Source organism: Lutibacter agarilyticus (assembly GCF_900188235.1).
In the GTDB taxonomy this organism is placed as follows: Bacteria; Bacteroidota; Bacteroidia; order Flavobacteriales; family Flavobacteriaceae; genus Lutibacter; species Lutibacter agarilyticus.
The window spans coordinates 156,446-171,676 of record NZ_FZNT01000003.1; the positions used below are offsets into that span (position 1 = coordinate 156,446).

The following is a 15,231-nucleotide window of genomic DNA, read 5'->3' on the forward strand; positions in this document are numbered from 1 at the left end:
ATAGCATGAGAATTGAAACAGATTTAAAATTAGGATTTAAGGATGTAATGATACGACCTAAACGCTCTACACTAAGCTCTAGAGCACAGGTAAGCTTAGATAGAGATTTCACCTTTTTACATAGTAATTACAAATGGACTGGCGTGCCAATTATGGCCGCAAATATGGATACTGTTGGTACTTTTGAAATGGCAACAGCATTAGCTAAACATAAAATTTTCACAGCAATTCATAAACATTATACAATTGAAGAATGGAGTATTTTTATGGAATCTATTCCTGATGAAATGACCGATTATTTTTCGGTAAGTACAGGAACAGGAGCTGCAGACTCTGAAAAATTAGCCACAATTATTGGCAATCATCCTCAAATAAAATTTATTTGTATTGATGTTGCAAATGGCTATTCTGAACATTTTGTGAATTTTGTAAAAAACACTCGCAACCAATATCCTGATAAAGTAATTATGGCAGGAAATGTAGTTACAGGTGAAATGGTGGAAGAATTGTTGCTAGCTGGTGCAGATATTATTAAAGTTGGTATTGGACCAGGTTCAGTTTGTACAACACGTGTAAAAACTGGTGTTGGTTACCCACAACTTTCAGCTATTATTGAATGTGCTGATGCTGCACATGGTTTAGGCGGACAAATAGTTTCAGATGGTGGTTGTAAAATTCCTGGAGATATTGCCAAAGCTTTTGGTGGTGGCGCTGATTTTGTAATGCTTGGCGGAATGCTTGCAGGCCATACAGAAAGCGGTGGAGAAACAGTTGAAATTGATGGCGAAAAATTCAAGCAGTTTTACGGAATGAGTTCTGAAACAGCTATGAACAAGCACGTTGGAGGTGTTGCAAATTACAGAGCTTCTGAAGGTAAAACTGTACAAATTCCTTTTAGAGGTAGCGTTGAACACACCGTTCAAGATTTCTTAGGAAGTTTAAGATCTACTTGTACTTATGTTGGCGCAAACAGATTGAAAGAATTAACCAAACGAACTACTTTTATTAGAGTTCAAGAACAACACAACGAAGTGTTTTCAAAATAAAGCTTGCAATACATTAAAATTGAAAGGTGTAAAAAACAATGTGATTGTTTTTTACACCTTTTCTTATTCCTACACTTTATGAAATAATGTAATCATTTTAAAAAACTACGTCTAAATTTAAAAGTTTCAAAAATGAATAAAACTATTTCTTTGCTTATTAGAATTGCAATTGCGCTAATTTTAGTTCAAACATTACGATACAAATTTACCGCGCATCCCGACAGTGTATTTATTTTTTCAAAAATAGGATTAGAACCCTTTGGAAGAATTGGAATTGGAATTTTAGAATTAGTTGCAGCACTACTTATTTTAATTCCAAAAACCATTTGGGTTGGTGCCGTTTTAACTGTTGGAATAATTAGTGGAGCAATATTTATGCACTTAACAAAATTAGGTATAGAGATTCATCAAGATAATGGCAAACTATTTTATATGGGCGTAATCGTTTTAATTTTAAGTATTGTTATTTGTTGGAACGAACGAAGAAAGATACCAGTAATCAGAAACTATTTTAAATAAATCCATGGCTTTCCTAAGAGCGAATTACTTCTTAAAATATGTTTTAAATATTTATATGTTTAACAAATTATTAACGTAAACAGCTGTTACAAAGCAACATTACAAGCGTCTTTTAAGTATACCATTTGTTTGGGACATTAAACTTAAAGGTTTTATAATTATTTGAATTAATTTATAACACCTAAAAAACAAAAAAGCCTCTTAAACTTGCATTTTAGAGGCTTTCTTTATTTTATACATTAGCTAAACTACCATCTCATCACCACACTTCCCCAAGTAAATCCACTACCAAAGGCAGCTAAAACAACCAAATCATTGTCTTTAATTTTACCTTTTTCCCACGCTTCAGAAAGCGCAATAATAATTGAAGCCGCAGTGGTATTACCGTAGTTCATAATATTATTATACACCTGATCATCATTCAGCTTAAATTTCTTTTGAATAAATTGAGAAATTCTCAAATTAGCTTGATGCGGAATAAACAAATCTATATCTGTAGCTTGTAAATTATTTTTTTGAAGTCCTTCCATAATTACTTCTGAAAAACGAACCACCGCATTCTTAAACACAAATGTTCCATTCATATACGGAAAATAAGATTCATCTGTTTCATCATTAGCCTCTAAAATTTCAGGCACCCAATGGCGAATGCTTGGAGCCAATACGGTTAATTCTTCAGCATGTTTTCCTTCAGAATGTAAATGCGTAGATAATATTCCCTTTGTATTATCTTCGGTTCTAGATAACACGGCTGCCCCTGCTCCATCACCAAAAATTACTGAAACATTTCTTCCACGTGTAGTTTTATCTAATCCTCCTGAATGAAATTCAGAACCTACAACCAACACATTTTTATACATTCCTGTTTTAATAAATTGATCTGCAACAGACAAACCATATACAAATCCTGAACACTGATTTCTAATATCTAATGCACCAACAGTTCGCATATCTAACATTTCCTGTAATTGCACTCCACAACCTGGAAAATAATAATCTGGACTTAGCGTAGCAAATACAATAAAATCAATATCTTTTGTAGTTAAACCCGCTCTTTCTATGGCAATTCTGGCTGCTTTTGCCCCCATAACTGCAGAAGTATCTTCACTTCCTTCTTCAATCCATCTTCGTTCTTTAATACCTGTTCTTTCCTGAATCCATTCGTCATTGGTATCCATAAGTTTGGATAAATCGTCATTTGTAACCACATTTTCAGGCACGTAATAACCAAGACCTGTTATCTTCGAATTATACATATTTTACATTTTTTAACATATCTATTCCAAACTTACTAAAAAGTTCATATTTTAACAATTAAAATTTTCATAATTCGTAATAAACAAGGTGTTTTAAAAAACTTAAAACTCATAACTATTTCAAATAGAGCTACTTCTTTTAAGTGCAAGTTCAATTATTTTAATTAACAGAATTAAAATTTAACAAAAAAGGTAGTTTAAACGAGCTTTTATTAGTATAATTCCATCACCTCATCTAAAGGTTTTCGTTCAATAGCTGGCACATAGGTTTTAGCTGCTTTATAACCGACTGGTAGCAATAAAAAAGCTCGTTCGTTTGATGGTCGCTCTAATATTTGTTCTAAAAAACGCATTGGGCTTGGCGTATGTGTTAACGTAACCAGACCTGCATTATGTATGGCCGAAATTAAAAATCCACAAGCCAAACCCACAGATTCATTTACATAATAATTTGGATGCTTTTTTCCTTCAACATCTATTTCATAAGGACGTTTAAATACAATAATTAAATAAGGAGCCGTTTCTAAAAAAGGTTTGTTAGCATCGGTTCCTATATGTTTTAAATCGTCTAGCCATTCTTCACTCATACGTTCGGCGTAACTTTTACGCTCTTCTTCTTCCGCAGCCAATCTAATTTTCTTTTTTATTTCTGAACTTTTTACAACACAAAACGTCCAAGGTTGTTTATTTGCTCCTGAAGGCGCTGTTGATGCCGATTTTACAATGTTCTCAATAACTTCAATAGGAATTTCCTTATCTGAAAAATCGCGAACAGATCTACGTTTGTTACACCTATTAAAATAATCTTCTGAACGTTGCAACATTTCCTTTTCTGAAACTTCTTCTTGATTGTAAAAAATATGTTTATGACCATTCACTAAAATAAAATCATCTGTTTGCATACGTATATTTTTGAAGTTAAAAATACAAATCTATTTATAAAGTACGTCTTTATGACCATTACAGGTTGAAATATTTTCAACACTGCTGTCAAATTGTCACAGATACAACTTTGGTATTTTTTTTGACTATTGACTATTCGTTAAACTAAAAATTAAAACATATACATATGGCAACAGGAAATATTAATGTAACAGCGGAAAACATTTTTCCTATTATCAAAAAATTCTTGTATTCTGATCACGAAATATTTTTACGTGAGTTAATTTCGAATGCAACAGATGCAACTTTAAAATTAAAACATCTTTCTACTTTAGGTGAAGTTAAAGGTGACATTGGAGAACCAATGCTAGAAATTAAAGTTGATAAAGACAAAAAAGAAATTAGAATTATTGACCAAGGAATTGGTATGACTGGTGAAGAGGTTGAAAAATACATTAACCAAGTAGCCTTTTCAGGCGCTGAAGAATTTGTTGAAAAATACAAAGATAAAGTAGAAGACTCTGGAATTATTGGTCATTTTGGTTTAGGGTTCTATTCTTCATTTATGGTAGCTGAACGTGTTGAGATTTTCTCTAAATCTTTTCAAGAAGGTTCAAAAGCTGTACGTTGGGAATGTGATGGAAGTCCGCAATACACTTTAGAAGAAACTGATAGAACTGAAAGAGGAACTGAAATAGTTTTACATATTGATGACGATTCTTTAGAGTTTTTAGAAGAAAGCAGAATTAACGAGCTTTTAAACAAATACAATAAGTTTATGCCTATTCCAATTAAATTTGGAACTAAGGAAGAAACATTGCCTTTGCCTGAAGGTGCTGAAGAAGGTGCTGAAGCTGAAAAAATTACAGTTGATAATATTGTAAACAACCCTACACCAGCTTGGACTAAAAAACCAACCGAATTAAATGACGAAGACTATACAAAGTTTTACAGAGAATTGTATCCAATGCAATTTGAAGATCCTTTATTCCACATTCATTTAAATGTAGATCACCCATTTAACTTAACAGGGATTTTATATTTCCCTAAAATGAGTAAAAATGTAGATCCTATGAAGGATAAAATTCAGCTGTATCAAAACCAAGTGTTTGTAACTGATAATGTTGAAGGCATTGTTCCTGACTTTTTACAAATGCTTCGTGGTGTAATTGACTCTCCAGATATTCCTTTAAACGTATCTCGTTCTTACTTACAAGCTGATGGAGCTGTAAAGAAAATTTCAGGATACATTACGCGTAAAGTTGCTGATAAATTAATTAGCTTGTTTAAAAATGATCGTGCTGCTTTTGAAGAAAAATGGGATGATATTAAGGTAATTATTGAGTACGGAATGCTTTCAGAAGAGAAATTCTTCGAAAAATCTGACAAGTTTGCATTGTTCCCAACAGTTGATAAAGCATATTATACTTTTTCTGAATTAGAAGAAAAAATTAAGCCTAACCAAACGGACAAGGATGGTAAAACTATTGTTTTATATGCTTCAGATGTAAATGCGCAACACAGTTATATTGACGCTGCTAAAGAAAAAGGATACGAAGTATTATTATTAGATTCTCCAATTGTTTCTCATTTAATTCAAAAACTTGAAGGAAGTAAAGAAAACATTCAGTTTGTAAGAGTTGATTCTGATCACGTTGATAATTTAATCAAAAAAGACGAAGATAAAATCAGTAAACTTTCAGATGAAGAAAAAGAAACACTAAAGCCAATTATTGAAGAAGCTATTCCAAAAGAAACATATACAGTTCAATTAGAAGCTATGGATTCTAACGCTAATCCGTTTATGATTACGCAACCAGAATTTATGCGTAGAATGAAAGAAATGCAAGCTACCGGTGGTGGTGGAATGATGGGAATGGGTAATTTCCCTGAAATGTATAATTTGGTAGTAAATACAAATAACGATTTAGTTGGAGAAATTTTAAATACCAAAACTAAGAAAAAACAAGAGCGTTTAATTCAACAAGCATTTGATTTAGCGAAGCTATCTCAAGGGCTTTTAAAAGGACAGGAATTAACCGAGTTTATTAAACGTAGTTTTCAAATGGTGAAATAAAACTTTCAACATATAAAGTCTTAAAAAGGCTGTCTAAAAAGTTTACCTTTTGTCAACCTGAATTTATTTCAGGTTGACGGATTTTAGAACTTTTTAGACAGCCTCTTTTTTTGCTGAAATTTTATTTTTACAAGCAGTTTAACAAACAATTATAAAAGCGTCAATCTTCATTGCCGCTTTTTTTATTATTTTTACCCAAGAAATAAAGTGTCTCACATTTATGGCATTTTTTTGCAGGTCATAAAAGTTTATATACAAACTATGAATAATTCATTAAAAATAATTTTAACAATTGGCATTATACACTTGATGTCAATACATAGTTTTGCTCAAACATTCCCTTCAAATTCAAAAATATTAGATGCTGAAATAAATGCTGCTTCAGGTAACAAACAACTCAATTCAAATTACACAAATACTAAAGTCGCACCAAACGCTAATATTGACTTAAACATTAATAAACAGTTAAATACAAACGCTGTAAATAACACCATGAATAAATATGCCACCAAAAATGACGGCAATTTTTTAATGGAAACACTCCCTGAAGATAGAGATATTACAGGAAAAAGATACTTGAACAATAAAGATGTTACGCACAAAAGATTAGGGACAAGTATGGATTTAGGAACCATTTCAACAACGTCAAAAGTTGTTAGGGTTGTTTGTAGAGATCATAGTTATGTTGACGGAGATATTATTAAAATTTTTATCAATGAACAGTCTTTAGAAAATAATGTTGTTTTAAAAGGCAGTAGCTATATTGTGTACTTAAATTTAAATAAGGGCTACAATAGAATTGACTTTCAAGCTTTAAATCAAGGCCTTTCTGGTCCAAATACCGCAGAATTATTGCTTTTTGATGAGAATGATAATTTAATTTCTGCAAAGGAATGGAATTTACTTACTGGTGAAATTGCTACCCTTGGAGTGATTCAAAAAGATTAAATTTCAGCTTCAAAAAACAGCATTTAACATTTCGTTTGGTTTTCATTATGAAAACATTAGCACTACATTAACACAAATAAATGTAACTTTTAAGTTGTAGTAGCGTCTTTACTTTATAACCTTTACTAATGAAAACGAACACAAACTCTGCCAAACAAACAATAATTCACGCGCATATTGTACCAAATTCTGTAGAAAAAATTCGCTTACAAGATTACGCTCCTGAAATTTTTAAACTATACATTCCTTCTAATAGCGGTATAAAAAAAGCTATTAAAAGAGGTCAGATTTTAACTGATGGGAAAACTTCTGAAACTGGAAACTGGGTTTGCGAAGGACAGGTATTAGAATTAATTGAAGATCCAAACAATAAACCCAAAGTGTATGAATTTAACTTAGAAGTTATTTTTGAAGATGAACATTTTGCTGTAATTAATAAACCTGCAGGAATTATTGTTAGCGGAAATACTTTTAAAACTGTTTTTAACGCACTTCCACATAATTTACAACCTAGTACAGAACCTGATGCATTAAGATCTCCTACGCCAGTTCACAGACTCGACAATCAAACATCTGGTTTGTTATTAATAGCTAAAACCAAAACAGCACAAATTGAATTAGGAAAAGAATTTGCTAATAACACCATTCAAAAAAAATATTGCACCATTGTTATTGGAAAAGTACACACCAACCAAACAATTACTAGTCCTGTTGACGACAAACCTTCTGAAACAAGTTTTGAAATAATTAGAGTTGTAAAATCTTTAAAATACAACGAACTCTCGTGCTTAAAAGTATATCCAAAAACCGGTAGAACCCATCAAATTAGAATTCATTTAGCTTCAATAGGACATCCTATTTTAGGAGATAAATTATATGGAAACATAGACACTATTCACAAAGGAAAAGGCTTGTTTTTATGTGCTTCAGAAATAAAATTCTTACACCCAAAAACATTTGTTCCTTTAATTTTTAAAATTGATGTTCCGCAAAAATTTCAATCAATATTAAGTCGTGAAAAAAGACGTTGGAATACTTACAACGCAAAGTAGCCTAAAGTTTTACTAGGTAAAAACCTCAACTAGTAACTAAGCAAATATATCGTTTAAAACCTTTGCTAAACGTATACCACCCTTTTGTAACTGAGACCGCACCACTTCAAAATTATAATACATATAACCATATTTTAGGTTATCACCAATTGCAGCCGAACCGTATGCTTTTACCGTAAATTTCTGAGTATCATTTACCCAATCAGCTGTGGTACCTTGTTGTAAACGCTCAACATCATTTTTTGAAATCTCGTTAGTATTGGTAGCTAATTCAGTATAAGTCATATTGTAATGTTCAATCATTTTTGAATCCCAAACCGAGTGTAAATTTGTTCCATTACCAAACCACTGAACTTGCACTGTATTTCCACCTTTATCTTCTTTTCTACCCACGTGCATTGGTTGGTGTAAATCACCTACTAAATGCACCAATAATTTTAAATAAAATGCTTTATCTTCTTTTGAAGAAGTTGCATCTAATAATACAGATTTACATTTTTCAATTCCTGTTACTAAATCTCCTTCAGGATTTTTTTCTGAATCTTCATAACGCACATCAAAAGGCATATTTACATAATGCCAAGTATAAAACTCTTTATATTTTTTATCAGATTTAATATCATCACCAAAGGTTGAAACTAAAGCCAAAGTTTGCCCATCTAATAATTCTGCAATTTTTCGTTTTGTTTTACCTTTTAAATAAACCGTTGCTATTTCACCAACCGTTCTATGCCCCGTTGCTCCCCATTCAGGATTTTCTGCTTTTACTATTGAAAATCCAAAAACTAACGCTATTGCAATACAAAATATATTTCTCATTATCTATGTCTACTATTTTCGGCAAAGATAAAATAAAGTTGCTTAATACTTTGGAAAAATGAAAAATTATATTGTATCTTTATGATATCATTTTAATATCATTCTAAAACAAACAATCATGACCGAAGAAAAAATTATAAAAATATCAAGTGGCTACTCAATGTTAATACTATTAATAGTGTTAATTGCTGGTGGAATTACAAGTTTAGTAACTTCAATAATTCCTTTATTTTTTGTGTTTTTATTACTAACCATAGCCACATTACCAGGTTTCTTTTTAGTAAATCCAAATACTTCTAAAGTTATTTTACTATTTGGTAAATACATAGGAACCGTAAAAGAAAATGGTTTTTATTGGGCCAATCCGTTGTATCGCAAAAAGGGAATTTCTTTAAGAGCTAGTAATTTTGATAGTGAACGTGTAAAAGTAAACGACAAGCTTGGAAACCCAATTATGATTAGCACCATTGCCGTTTGGAAAGTAAAAGATACGTTTAAAGCTGCTTTTGACGTTGATAATTACGAAAATTTTGTACGTGTACAATCGGATGCTGCTGTAAGAAAATTAGCTAGTTTATATCCTTATGATAATTTTGAAGATGATGGTAAAGTCGAAGAAATTACCTTAAGAGCAAGTGTAAATGAAGTAAGCGAAGCCTTAGAAGAAGAACTTTCTGAACGCTTAGAAATGGCAGGAATTGAAGTTTTAGAAGCCCGAATTGGGTATTTAGCTTATGCACAAGAAATTGCAAGCGCTATGCTAAAGCGCCAACAAGCAACTGCTATTATTGCTGCTCGTCATAAAATTGTTGAAGGTGCTGTAAGTATGGTTGAAATGGCCATTGATAAGTTGAGCGAAAATAACGTGGTAGATTTAGACGAAGAACGAAAAGCGGCAATGGTTAGTAATTTAATGGTGGTACTTTGTTCAGACAAAGATGCGGCTCCAATTGTAAATACAGGAACTTTAAACCATTAATATGATTTCGTTTTTAATATACATTGCCGTAGAAATTTACTTCATCCTATTAACAATAGTATTCGTTTAAATTAAAAATAATGAGAGAGTATAAAATTATTAAACCCGAAAGTATGTGGATTCATAAAGATGCTACTTTTGAAGAGCTATTCAACAAACATGCATCTCAAGGATGGCGCGTAATAAGCGTTGCTTATGGAGGTGGGGGAAATATACTAAAAGCAGTTTTAGAAAGAGACAAAAATCGTTAATCTATTATGAAATTAAATTCAGAAACAAAGTCTATTGCAATAGGAACAGCACTAGGTGTAGGAATAGGTGTCGCTTTAAATAATTTTATCTTAGGATTAGCTATCGGAATTGTATTTACAGTTGGATTAATGAATAAAAATAAAGCTTCAAAAGAAAATTAGATATCAAACCATGAAAGTATTTATTGAACAACAAAAATTTACACAACCATTGGTAATTATAGCATTATCAATAGCATTTGTTGTTACAGCATTTTCAATATATAAAGAATGGAGCACTATAAACACAGGAAGTTTAACTGAAAAATTAAGTGCTTTAAGCGGCTTAATAATAGTACTATTAGTAGTGCTATTATTTGTTAATTTAAAGCTAAAAACTCGCATTGATGAAAAAGGAGTATACTATCAATTTTTTCCTTTTCAATTTTCTTTTAAGTTTGCCGCTTGGAACACAATTTCTACTTGCTACATAAGAAAGTACAATGGGTTAACCGAATTTGGCGGTTGGGGAATGAAACGTAAAATCTATGGTAAAGGTAGATGCTATACCACCAAAGGAACTATTGGTTTACAAATTGAATTCAAAAATGGGAAGCAACTTTTAATTGGCTCGCAACATAAAGAAGAATTACAACGAACTTTAGACACCTATAAAAGTAAAATTATAAAGAACTAATATGTCGAAGAAAAAAGCATTTGCACTACGTATAAATGAAGATATGCTCAAAGCAATTGAAAAATGGGCTGCTGATGAGTTTAGATCTACTAACGGACAGTTAGAATGGATGTTGAACAAATGCTTAAAAGATGCCAAACGCTTACCAAAAAAGAAAGAATCCGAAGATTAAGTCATAAAAAAACGCCAACTAAAGTCGGCGTTTTTTTTTATGATTAAATTAATTTTTCTTCTTTTTATTTTTTTTACTCTTGCTTAAATCTCTGCTTTGCTTTGGATGTACCAACGTCATTTCATCAATTAAATTTTGAGCTCCTGCAAATTTATCTATGATAAATAATACATAACGAATATCAACTGAGATACTTCTTACAATATCAGCATCAAAATACAAGTCGCTCATCGTTCCTTCCCAAGTAGTATCAAAAGCCAAACCAATCATATTTCCATGAGCATCAATAATTGGGCTTCCAGAGTTTCCTCCAGTCATATGGTTTGTTGATAAATAATTTACTGGCATTTTACCATTTTCAGCATATTGACCGTAATCTTTACTATCGTATAAATCTTGTAATTTTTGAGGTACATCAAACTCATAATCTCCAGGAACATACTTTTCCATAACTCCTTTTAAATAAGTTTTATTGGTATAATACACTCCATCTTTTGGCGAATACCCTTGCACCATTCCGTAGTTTACACGTAAAGTACTATTCGCATCTGGGTAAAAACGTTCATTTGGAAATACTTTCATTAACGCAGTCATATATTCTTTTTGAACCGCGCCAATTTCCATAGTTAACTGTTGAAATTTAGGTTCTATTTTATTGTAAAATATAGCGTGAATATCTTTTCCGAATGCGTAAGCTTTATCTTCATTCAATTTTTTAATAACTTCTTCTGGCGTTCCTGAAAACAATTCTTCAACACTCGCTAAAGAGGTTAATTTTGATGTTGCATAAATCTCGCTTGAAAGCACTTTAATATCTATCTCGTTAAATGACTCTGGCAAGTATTCCTTTGGCATTTTTTCAGCATATAAACTCATTAACTTTTCAAAAACTGGCTGATCTACAACTACACTATAATTTTTAAATGTACCTTTCAACCTATTTAATATTGCTGCTTTTGCATTTTCATAGGCTCCAACCCCACCTTTTAGGAAAGCTTGTTCTAATTGAAATGCACTGAATGAAACTCCTAAAACCTCTACATTTCTATAAGCAACTTCAATCCAATAATCGCGTGCTAAAGAAACCGTTTCAATTTCTTTGTATAATTTTTCAAAATCAGTTAACAAGCTAGTATAACCTGCCATGTCTTTTTCTGAAACTATTTTAGAAAATTTAGCTTCTAATTCTTTCTTTTTCGCAATGGCATTTGTTTGGTGAATCCCTTGATTTTCACCAATCCATTTTTTCCAATAGTTTGCTGTTGAAGCAAATTTTGATGCGTATTTTATTTTAATATCGTCATCCTTACGCATGTAAGAATCTATAATTTTTAATGCATTATCACGCACTTCAATTTTAGCAGGATTCAGCACATTTACAATTTGATCAACCGCTACAGCAGGTAAATATTCATTTGTTCTGCCCGGAAAACCAAACACTAAGGTAAAGTCGCTTTCTTCAACACCATCTAAAGAAATAGGCAAATAATGATCGGCTTTGTAAGGTACATTGTCTTTTGAATATGCTGCCGGACGGTTATTTGCATCAGCATATACTCTAAACATTGAGAAATCTCCTGTATGACGAGGCCACATCCAGTTATCTGTATCAGAACCAAATTTTCCAATTGAAGTTGGAGGTGCACCAACCAAACGCACATCTGTAAACTTCTCAGTTACAAATAACAAGTACTGATTTCCTTTAAAAAACGATTTTACATTGGCATCTTGCCAAGCTTCTTTTTTAGCACCTTTTGTTGCTTTATCAATGTTTTTGTCGATTAAACTTTGCTTTGCAGCTTCGTCCATATCAGCAGTAACTCCTTCAAAAACTTGAGCTGTTACATCGTCAATTCTTTTAATAAAAGTAGCGCTTAAACTTTCGTTTGGCAGCTCTTCTTCATAACTCATAGCCCAAAAACCATCTTTTAAATAATCGTGTTCTAATGATGAGTGTGATTGAATAACCCCATATCCACAGTGATGATTGGTTAACAACAATCCGTTTGGTGAAATAATTTCAGAAGTACAACCTCCACCAAAATGAGCAATAGCATCTTTTAAACTAGATTCATTAATATCATAAATATCTTTGGCAGTCATTTTACTTCCTAATAACTGCATTTCTTCTTCATTCATTCCCTCTAATAATGAAGGAATCCACATTCCACCTTGAATATCTCTGGTGTCAATTTTTTCAGTTTTTTGGGCTGAAATTGAAAGCGATATAAATGCAACCGCTATGAATACATATAATTTTATTTGTTTCATTTTATATAGATTTGGTTATTATTTTTTTGGATGAACTAACATCATTTCTTTAATTAAATTTTTAGCACCAGCGTATTTATCAACTATAAACAATACATAACGAATGTCTACCATAATATTTCTACAAATATCTGCATCATAGTTATAATCGCTCATAGTACCTTCCCACACTCTATCAAAATTTAAACCAATTAAATTTCCGTGTGCATCAATTGCTGGGCTTCCTGAGTTACCTCCTGTAGTGTGGTTTGTACCAATAAAACAAACTGGCATTTTACCATTTTTATCAGCATATTGTCCGTAATCTTTGGTTTCGTATAAACTCAATAATTTTTGAGGTACATCAAACTCATAATCACCAGGTACATATTTTTCAATTACACCTTCTAAATGCGTAGTAGTTTCATAATACATTCCATCTTTAGGCTCATAACCACTCACTTGCCCATAAGTTACACGCAACGTACTATTAGCATCTGGAAAGAAACGTTCGTTAGGAAAAACTTCCATTAATCCTTTCATATAATTCTTTTGAACAGCTGCAATTTGAAGATTTAAATCTTGAAATTTTGGTTCAATACTATTGTAAAACATATTATGCAATTCTTTTCCAAAAACATACCCTTTGTCTTCATTTAATTTTTTTATAACTTCTTCAGCAGAACCAGCTAATAATTCTTCAGCACCTGCTAAATTTGTTAATTTTGAAGTTGTGTAAATATCTGCAGCAGCTAATGTAAAATCTACTCCTTGTAAATTTACCGGAAAAAATTCTTTTGGAGCTTTTTCTTCATATAGCTTCATTAATTTTTCAAAAACTGGCTGATCTACAATTGCACTATAATTTTTATAGGTTCCTTTCAATCTATTTAAAATTGAAGTTCTTGCATTTTCAAAAGCAGCTTCACCACCTCTTAAATAAGCTTGTTCTATTTGATAAGCTCTGAAAGATACACCTAATAATTCAACATTTCTGTAGGCAACTTCAATCCATAAATCACGTGCTAATGAAACATCTTGAATTTCTTTGTATAAGGTTTCAAATTCTGATAAAAGCGTTTGATAACCTATTAAATCTTTTTCGTTAACTATTTTTGAAAACTCAGCTTCTAATTCTTGTTTTTTACCAATTGCATTAGATTTTTCAATTCCTTGATTTTCACCAATCCATTTTTTCCAATAATTGGCTGTTGAAGCAAATTTTGATGCATACTTAATTTTAATATCTGCATCTTTACGCATATACGAATCAATAATTTTTAAGGCATTGTCACGAATATCAATTTTTGCAGGATTTAAAACATTCACAATTTGATCAATTGCTACAGCAGGTAAATACTCGTTTGTACTTCCTGGAAAACCAAATACCAAGGTAAAATCTCCTTCTTCAACACCATCTAAAGAAACTGGTAAGTAATGATTTGGTTTATAAGGCACATTGTCTTTTGAATATTCAGCTGGGCGGTTATTAGCATCGGCATAAATTCTGAACATAGAGAAATCTCCAGTATGACGTGGCCACATCCAGTTATCTGTATCTGCACCAAATTTACCAATTGATGAAGGTGGAGCACCAACCAAACGAACATCTTTATAAATTTCAGTAATAAATAAAATGTATTGATTGCCTTTGTAAAACGATTTTACATTTGCCGATTGCCATGCTTCTTTTTGAGCTGAATTTGTTACTTTTTGTATATTTTGATCTATCAAACGTTGTTTTGCAACTTCATCCATTTCATCAGTAACACCAGCAAAAACTTGTAAAGTAACATCATCAATACGCTTGATAAAAGTTACCGTCATACTTGGATTTGCTAATTCTTCTTCTAAACTCTTCGCCCAAAAACCATCTTTTAAATAATCGTCTTCAACAGTTGAATGAGATTGAATAGCTCCATAACCACAGTGATGATTGGTTAATAACAACCCTTTAGGTGAAATAATTTCAGAAGTACAACCTCCGTTAAAATGCACAATAGCATCTTTTAAGCTTGAGTTGTTTACATCGTAAATATCTTTGGCAGTCATTTTACTACCTAATAATTGCATTTCTTTTTCATTAACCCCTTCTAATAAAGAAGGAATCCACATTCCGCCTTGTATTTCTCTAGTATCTACAACTGCCTGAGGCTCAATTAACGAAACTGTTTCAACTGTTGGTTGTTTGGTTTTACAAGAAACTATAATTAAGGCTAATAATAAATAGATTTTTATATATTTCATTTGATTAGATTTTATGCTAGCAAATATATAAAACCCGCAAGTCTTTTGTTGTGAATA

Annotated in this window: 15 protein-coding genes; 10 read left to right on the forward strand and 5 right to left on the reverse strand. The window is 31.7% G+C overall.

From position 1 onward, the window contains the following. Nucleotides 1–5: 5 nt before the first annotated feature. Both CHB67_RS05715 and CHB67_RS05720 read left to right on the forward strand, forming a co-directional pair. Nucleotides 6–1,046, forward strand: coding sequence for a GMP reductase (locus CHB67_RS05715; RefSeq protein WP_089380802.1), 1,041 nt, complete (start codon nt 6–8; stop codon nt 1,044–1,046). Between the two features lie 132 nt (nt 1,047–1,178). Next, nucleotides 1,179–1,565 carry a DoxX family protein gene (locus CHB67_RS05720; protein ID WP_089380803.1) on the forward strand — a complete coding sequence of 129 codons (387 nt, stop codon included), beginning with the start codon at nt 1,179–1,181 and terminating at the stop codon, nt 1,563–1,565. Nucleotides 1,566–1,813: 248 nt separating this feature from the next. Here CHB67_RS05720 and CHB67_RS05725 read toward each other — a convergent pair whose 3' ends face one another. Next, nucleotides 1,814–2,821 carry a 3-oxoacyl-ACP synthase III family protein gene (locus CHB67_RS05725; RefSeq protein ID WP_089380804.1) on the reverse strand — a complete coding sequence of 336 codons (1,008 nt, stop codon included), beginning with the start codon at nt 2,819–2,821 and terminating at the stop codon, nt 1,814–1,816. Between the two features lie 212 nt (nt 2,822–3,033). Continuing rightward, complete coding sequence (locus tag CHB67_RS05730; protein WP_089380805.1) at nt 3,034–3,723, reverse strand: nitroreductase family protein; 690 nt, start codon at nt 3,721–3,723, stop codon at nt 3,034–3,036. Nucleotides 3,724–3,890: 167 nt separating this feature from the next. On the opposite strand from CHB67_RS05730, the gene htpG reads away from it, so the two are divergent. The 3 genes from htpG to CHB67_RS05745 all read left to right on the forward strand — a co-directional run bounded on the left by htpG (nt 3,891) and on the right by CHB67_RS05745 (nt 7,780). Beyond that, nucleotides 3,891–5,780, forward strand: coding sequence for a molecular chaperone HtpG (gene htpG, locus CHB67_RS05735; protein WP_089380806.1), 1,890 nt, complete (start codon nt 3,891–3,893; stop codon nt 5,778–5,780). A 261-nt stretch (nt 5,781–6,041) separates the two neighbouring features. Continuing rightward, entirely contained in the window at nt 6,042–6,728 is a 687-nt protein-coding gene (locus tag CHB67_RS05740) for a hypothetical protein (protein WP_089380807.1), read from the forward strand. A gap of 128 nt (nt 6,729–6,856) precedes the next feature. After that, entirely contained in the window at nt 6,857–7,780 is a 924-nt protein-coding gene (locus tag CHB67_RS05745; RefSeq protein WP_089380808.1) for an RluA family pseudouridine synthase, read from the forward strand. Between the two features lie 36 nt (nt 7,781–7,816). On the opposite strand, the gene CHB67_RS05750 is transcribed toward CHB67_RS05745, so the two are convergent. After that, nucleotides 7,817–8,599, reverse strand: a complete 783-nt coding sequence (locus CHB67_RS05750) for a S1/P1 nuclease (protein ID WP_089380809.1) — start codon at nt 8,597–8,599, stop codon at nt 7,817–7,819. Between the two features lie 118 nt (nt 8,600–8,717). On the opposite strand from CHB67_RS05750, the gene CHB67_RS05755 reads away from it, so the two are divergent. The 5 genes from CHB67_RS05755 (at nt 8,718) to CHB67_RS05765 (ending at nt 10,677) form a co-directional block, all read left to right on the forward strand. Further along, complete coding sequence (locus tag CHB67_RS05755; RefSeq protein ID WP_089380810.1) at nt 8,718–9,578, forward strand: SPFH domain-containing protein; 861 nt, start codon at nt 8,718–8,720, stop codon at nt 9,576–9,578. Between the two features lie 80 nt (nt 9,579–9,658). Further along, on the forward strand, nt 9,659–9,829 hold the full coding sequence (locus CHB67_RS17020; RefSeq protein ID WP_141119681.1) for a DUF4177 domain-containing protein: 171 nt from the start codon (nt 9,659–9,661) through the stop codon (nt 9,827–9,829). 6 nt (nt 9,830–9,835) lie between these two features. Beyond that, nucleotides 9,836–9,991 carry a hypothetical protein gene (locus CHB67_RS17175; protein WP_176461226.1) on the forward strand — a complete coding sequence of 52 codons (156 nt, stop codon included), beginning with the start codon at nt 9,836–9,838 and terminating at the stop codon, nt 9,989–9,991. Nucleotides 9,992–10,001: 10 nt separating this feature from the next. After that, a complete protein-coding gene (locus CHB67_RS05760; RefSeq protein WP_089380811.1) occupies nt 10,002–10,505 on the forward strand; it encodes a hypothetical protein in 504 nt (167 codons plus the stop codon). A 1-nt stretch (nt 10,506) separates the two neighbouring features. Next, entirely contained in the window at nt 10,507–10,677 is a 171-nt protein-coding gene (locus CHB67_RS05765) for an Arc family DNA binding domain-containing protein (protein ID WP_089380812.1), read from the forward strand. Between the two features lie 48 nt (nt 10,678–10,725). On the opposite strand, the gene CHB67_RS05770 is transcribed toward CHB67_RS05765, so the two are convergent. Together CHB67_RS05770 and CHB67_RS05775 are read right to left on the reverse strand one after the other, a co-directional pair. Next, entirely contained in the window at nt 10,726–12,948 is a 2,223-nt protein-coding gene (locus tag CHB67_RS05770; RefSeq protein WP_089380813.1) for a S46 family peptidase, read from the reverse strand. Between the two features lie 18 nt (nt 12,949–12,966). Further along, complete coding sequence (locus CHB67_RS05775; RefSeq protein WP_089380814.1) at nt 12,967–15,174, reverse strand: S46 family peptidase; 2,208 nt, start codon at nt 15,172–15,174, stop codon at nt 12,967–12,969. Nucleotides 15,175–15,231 lie beyond the last annotated feature (57 nt).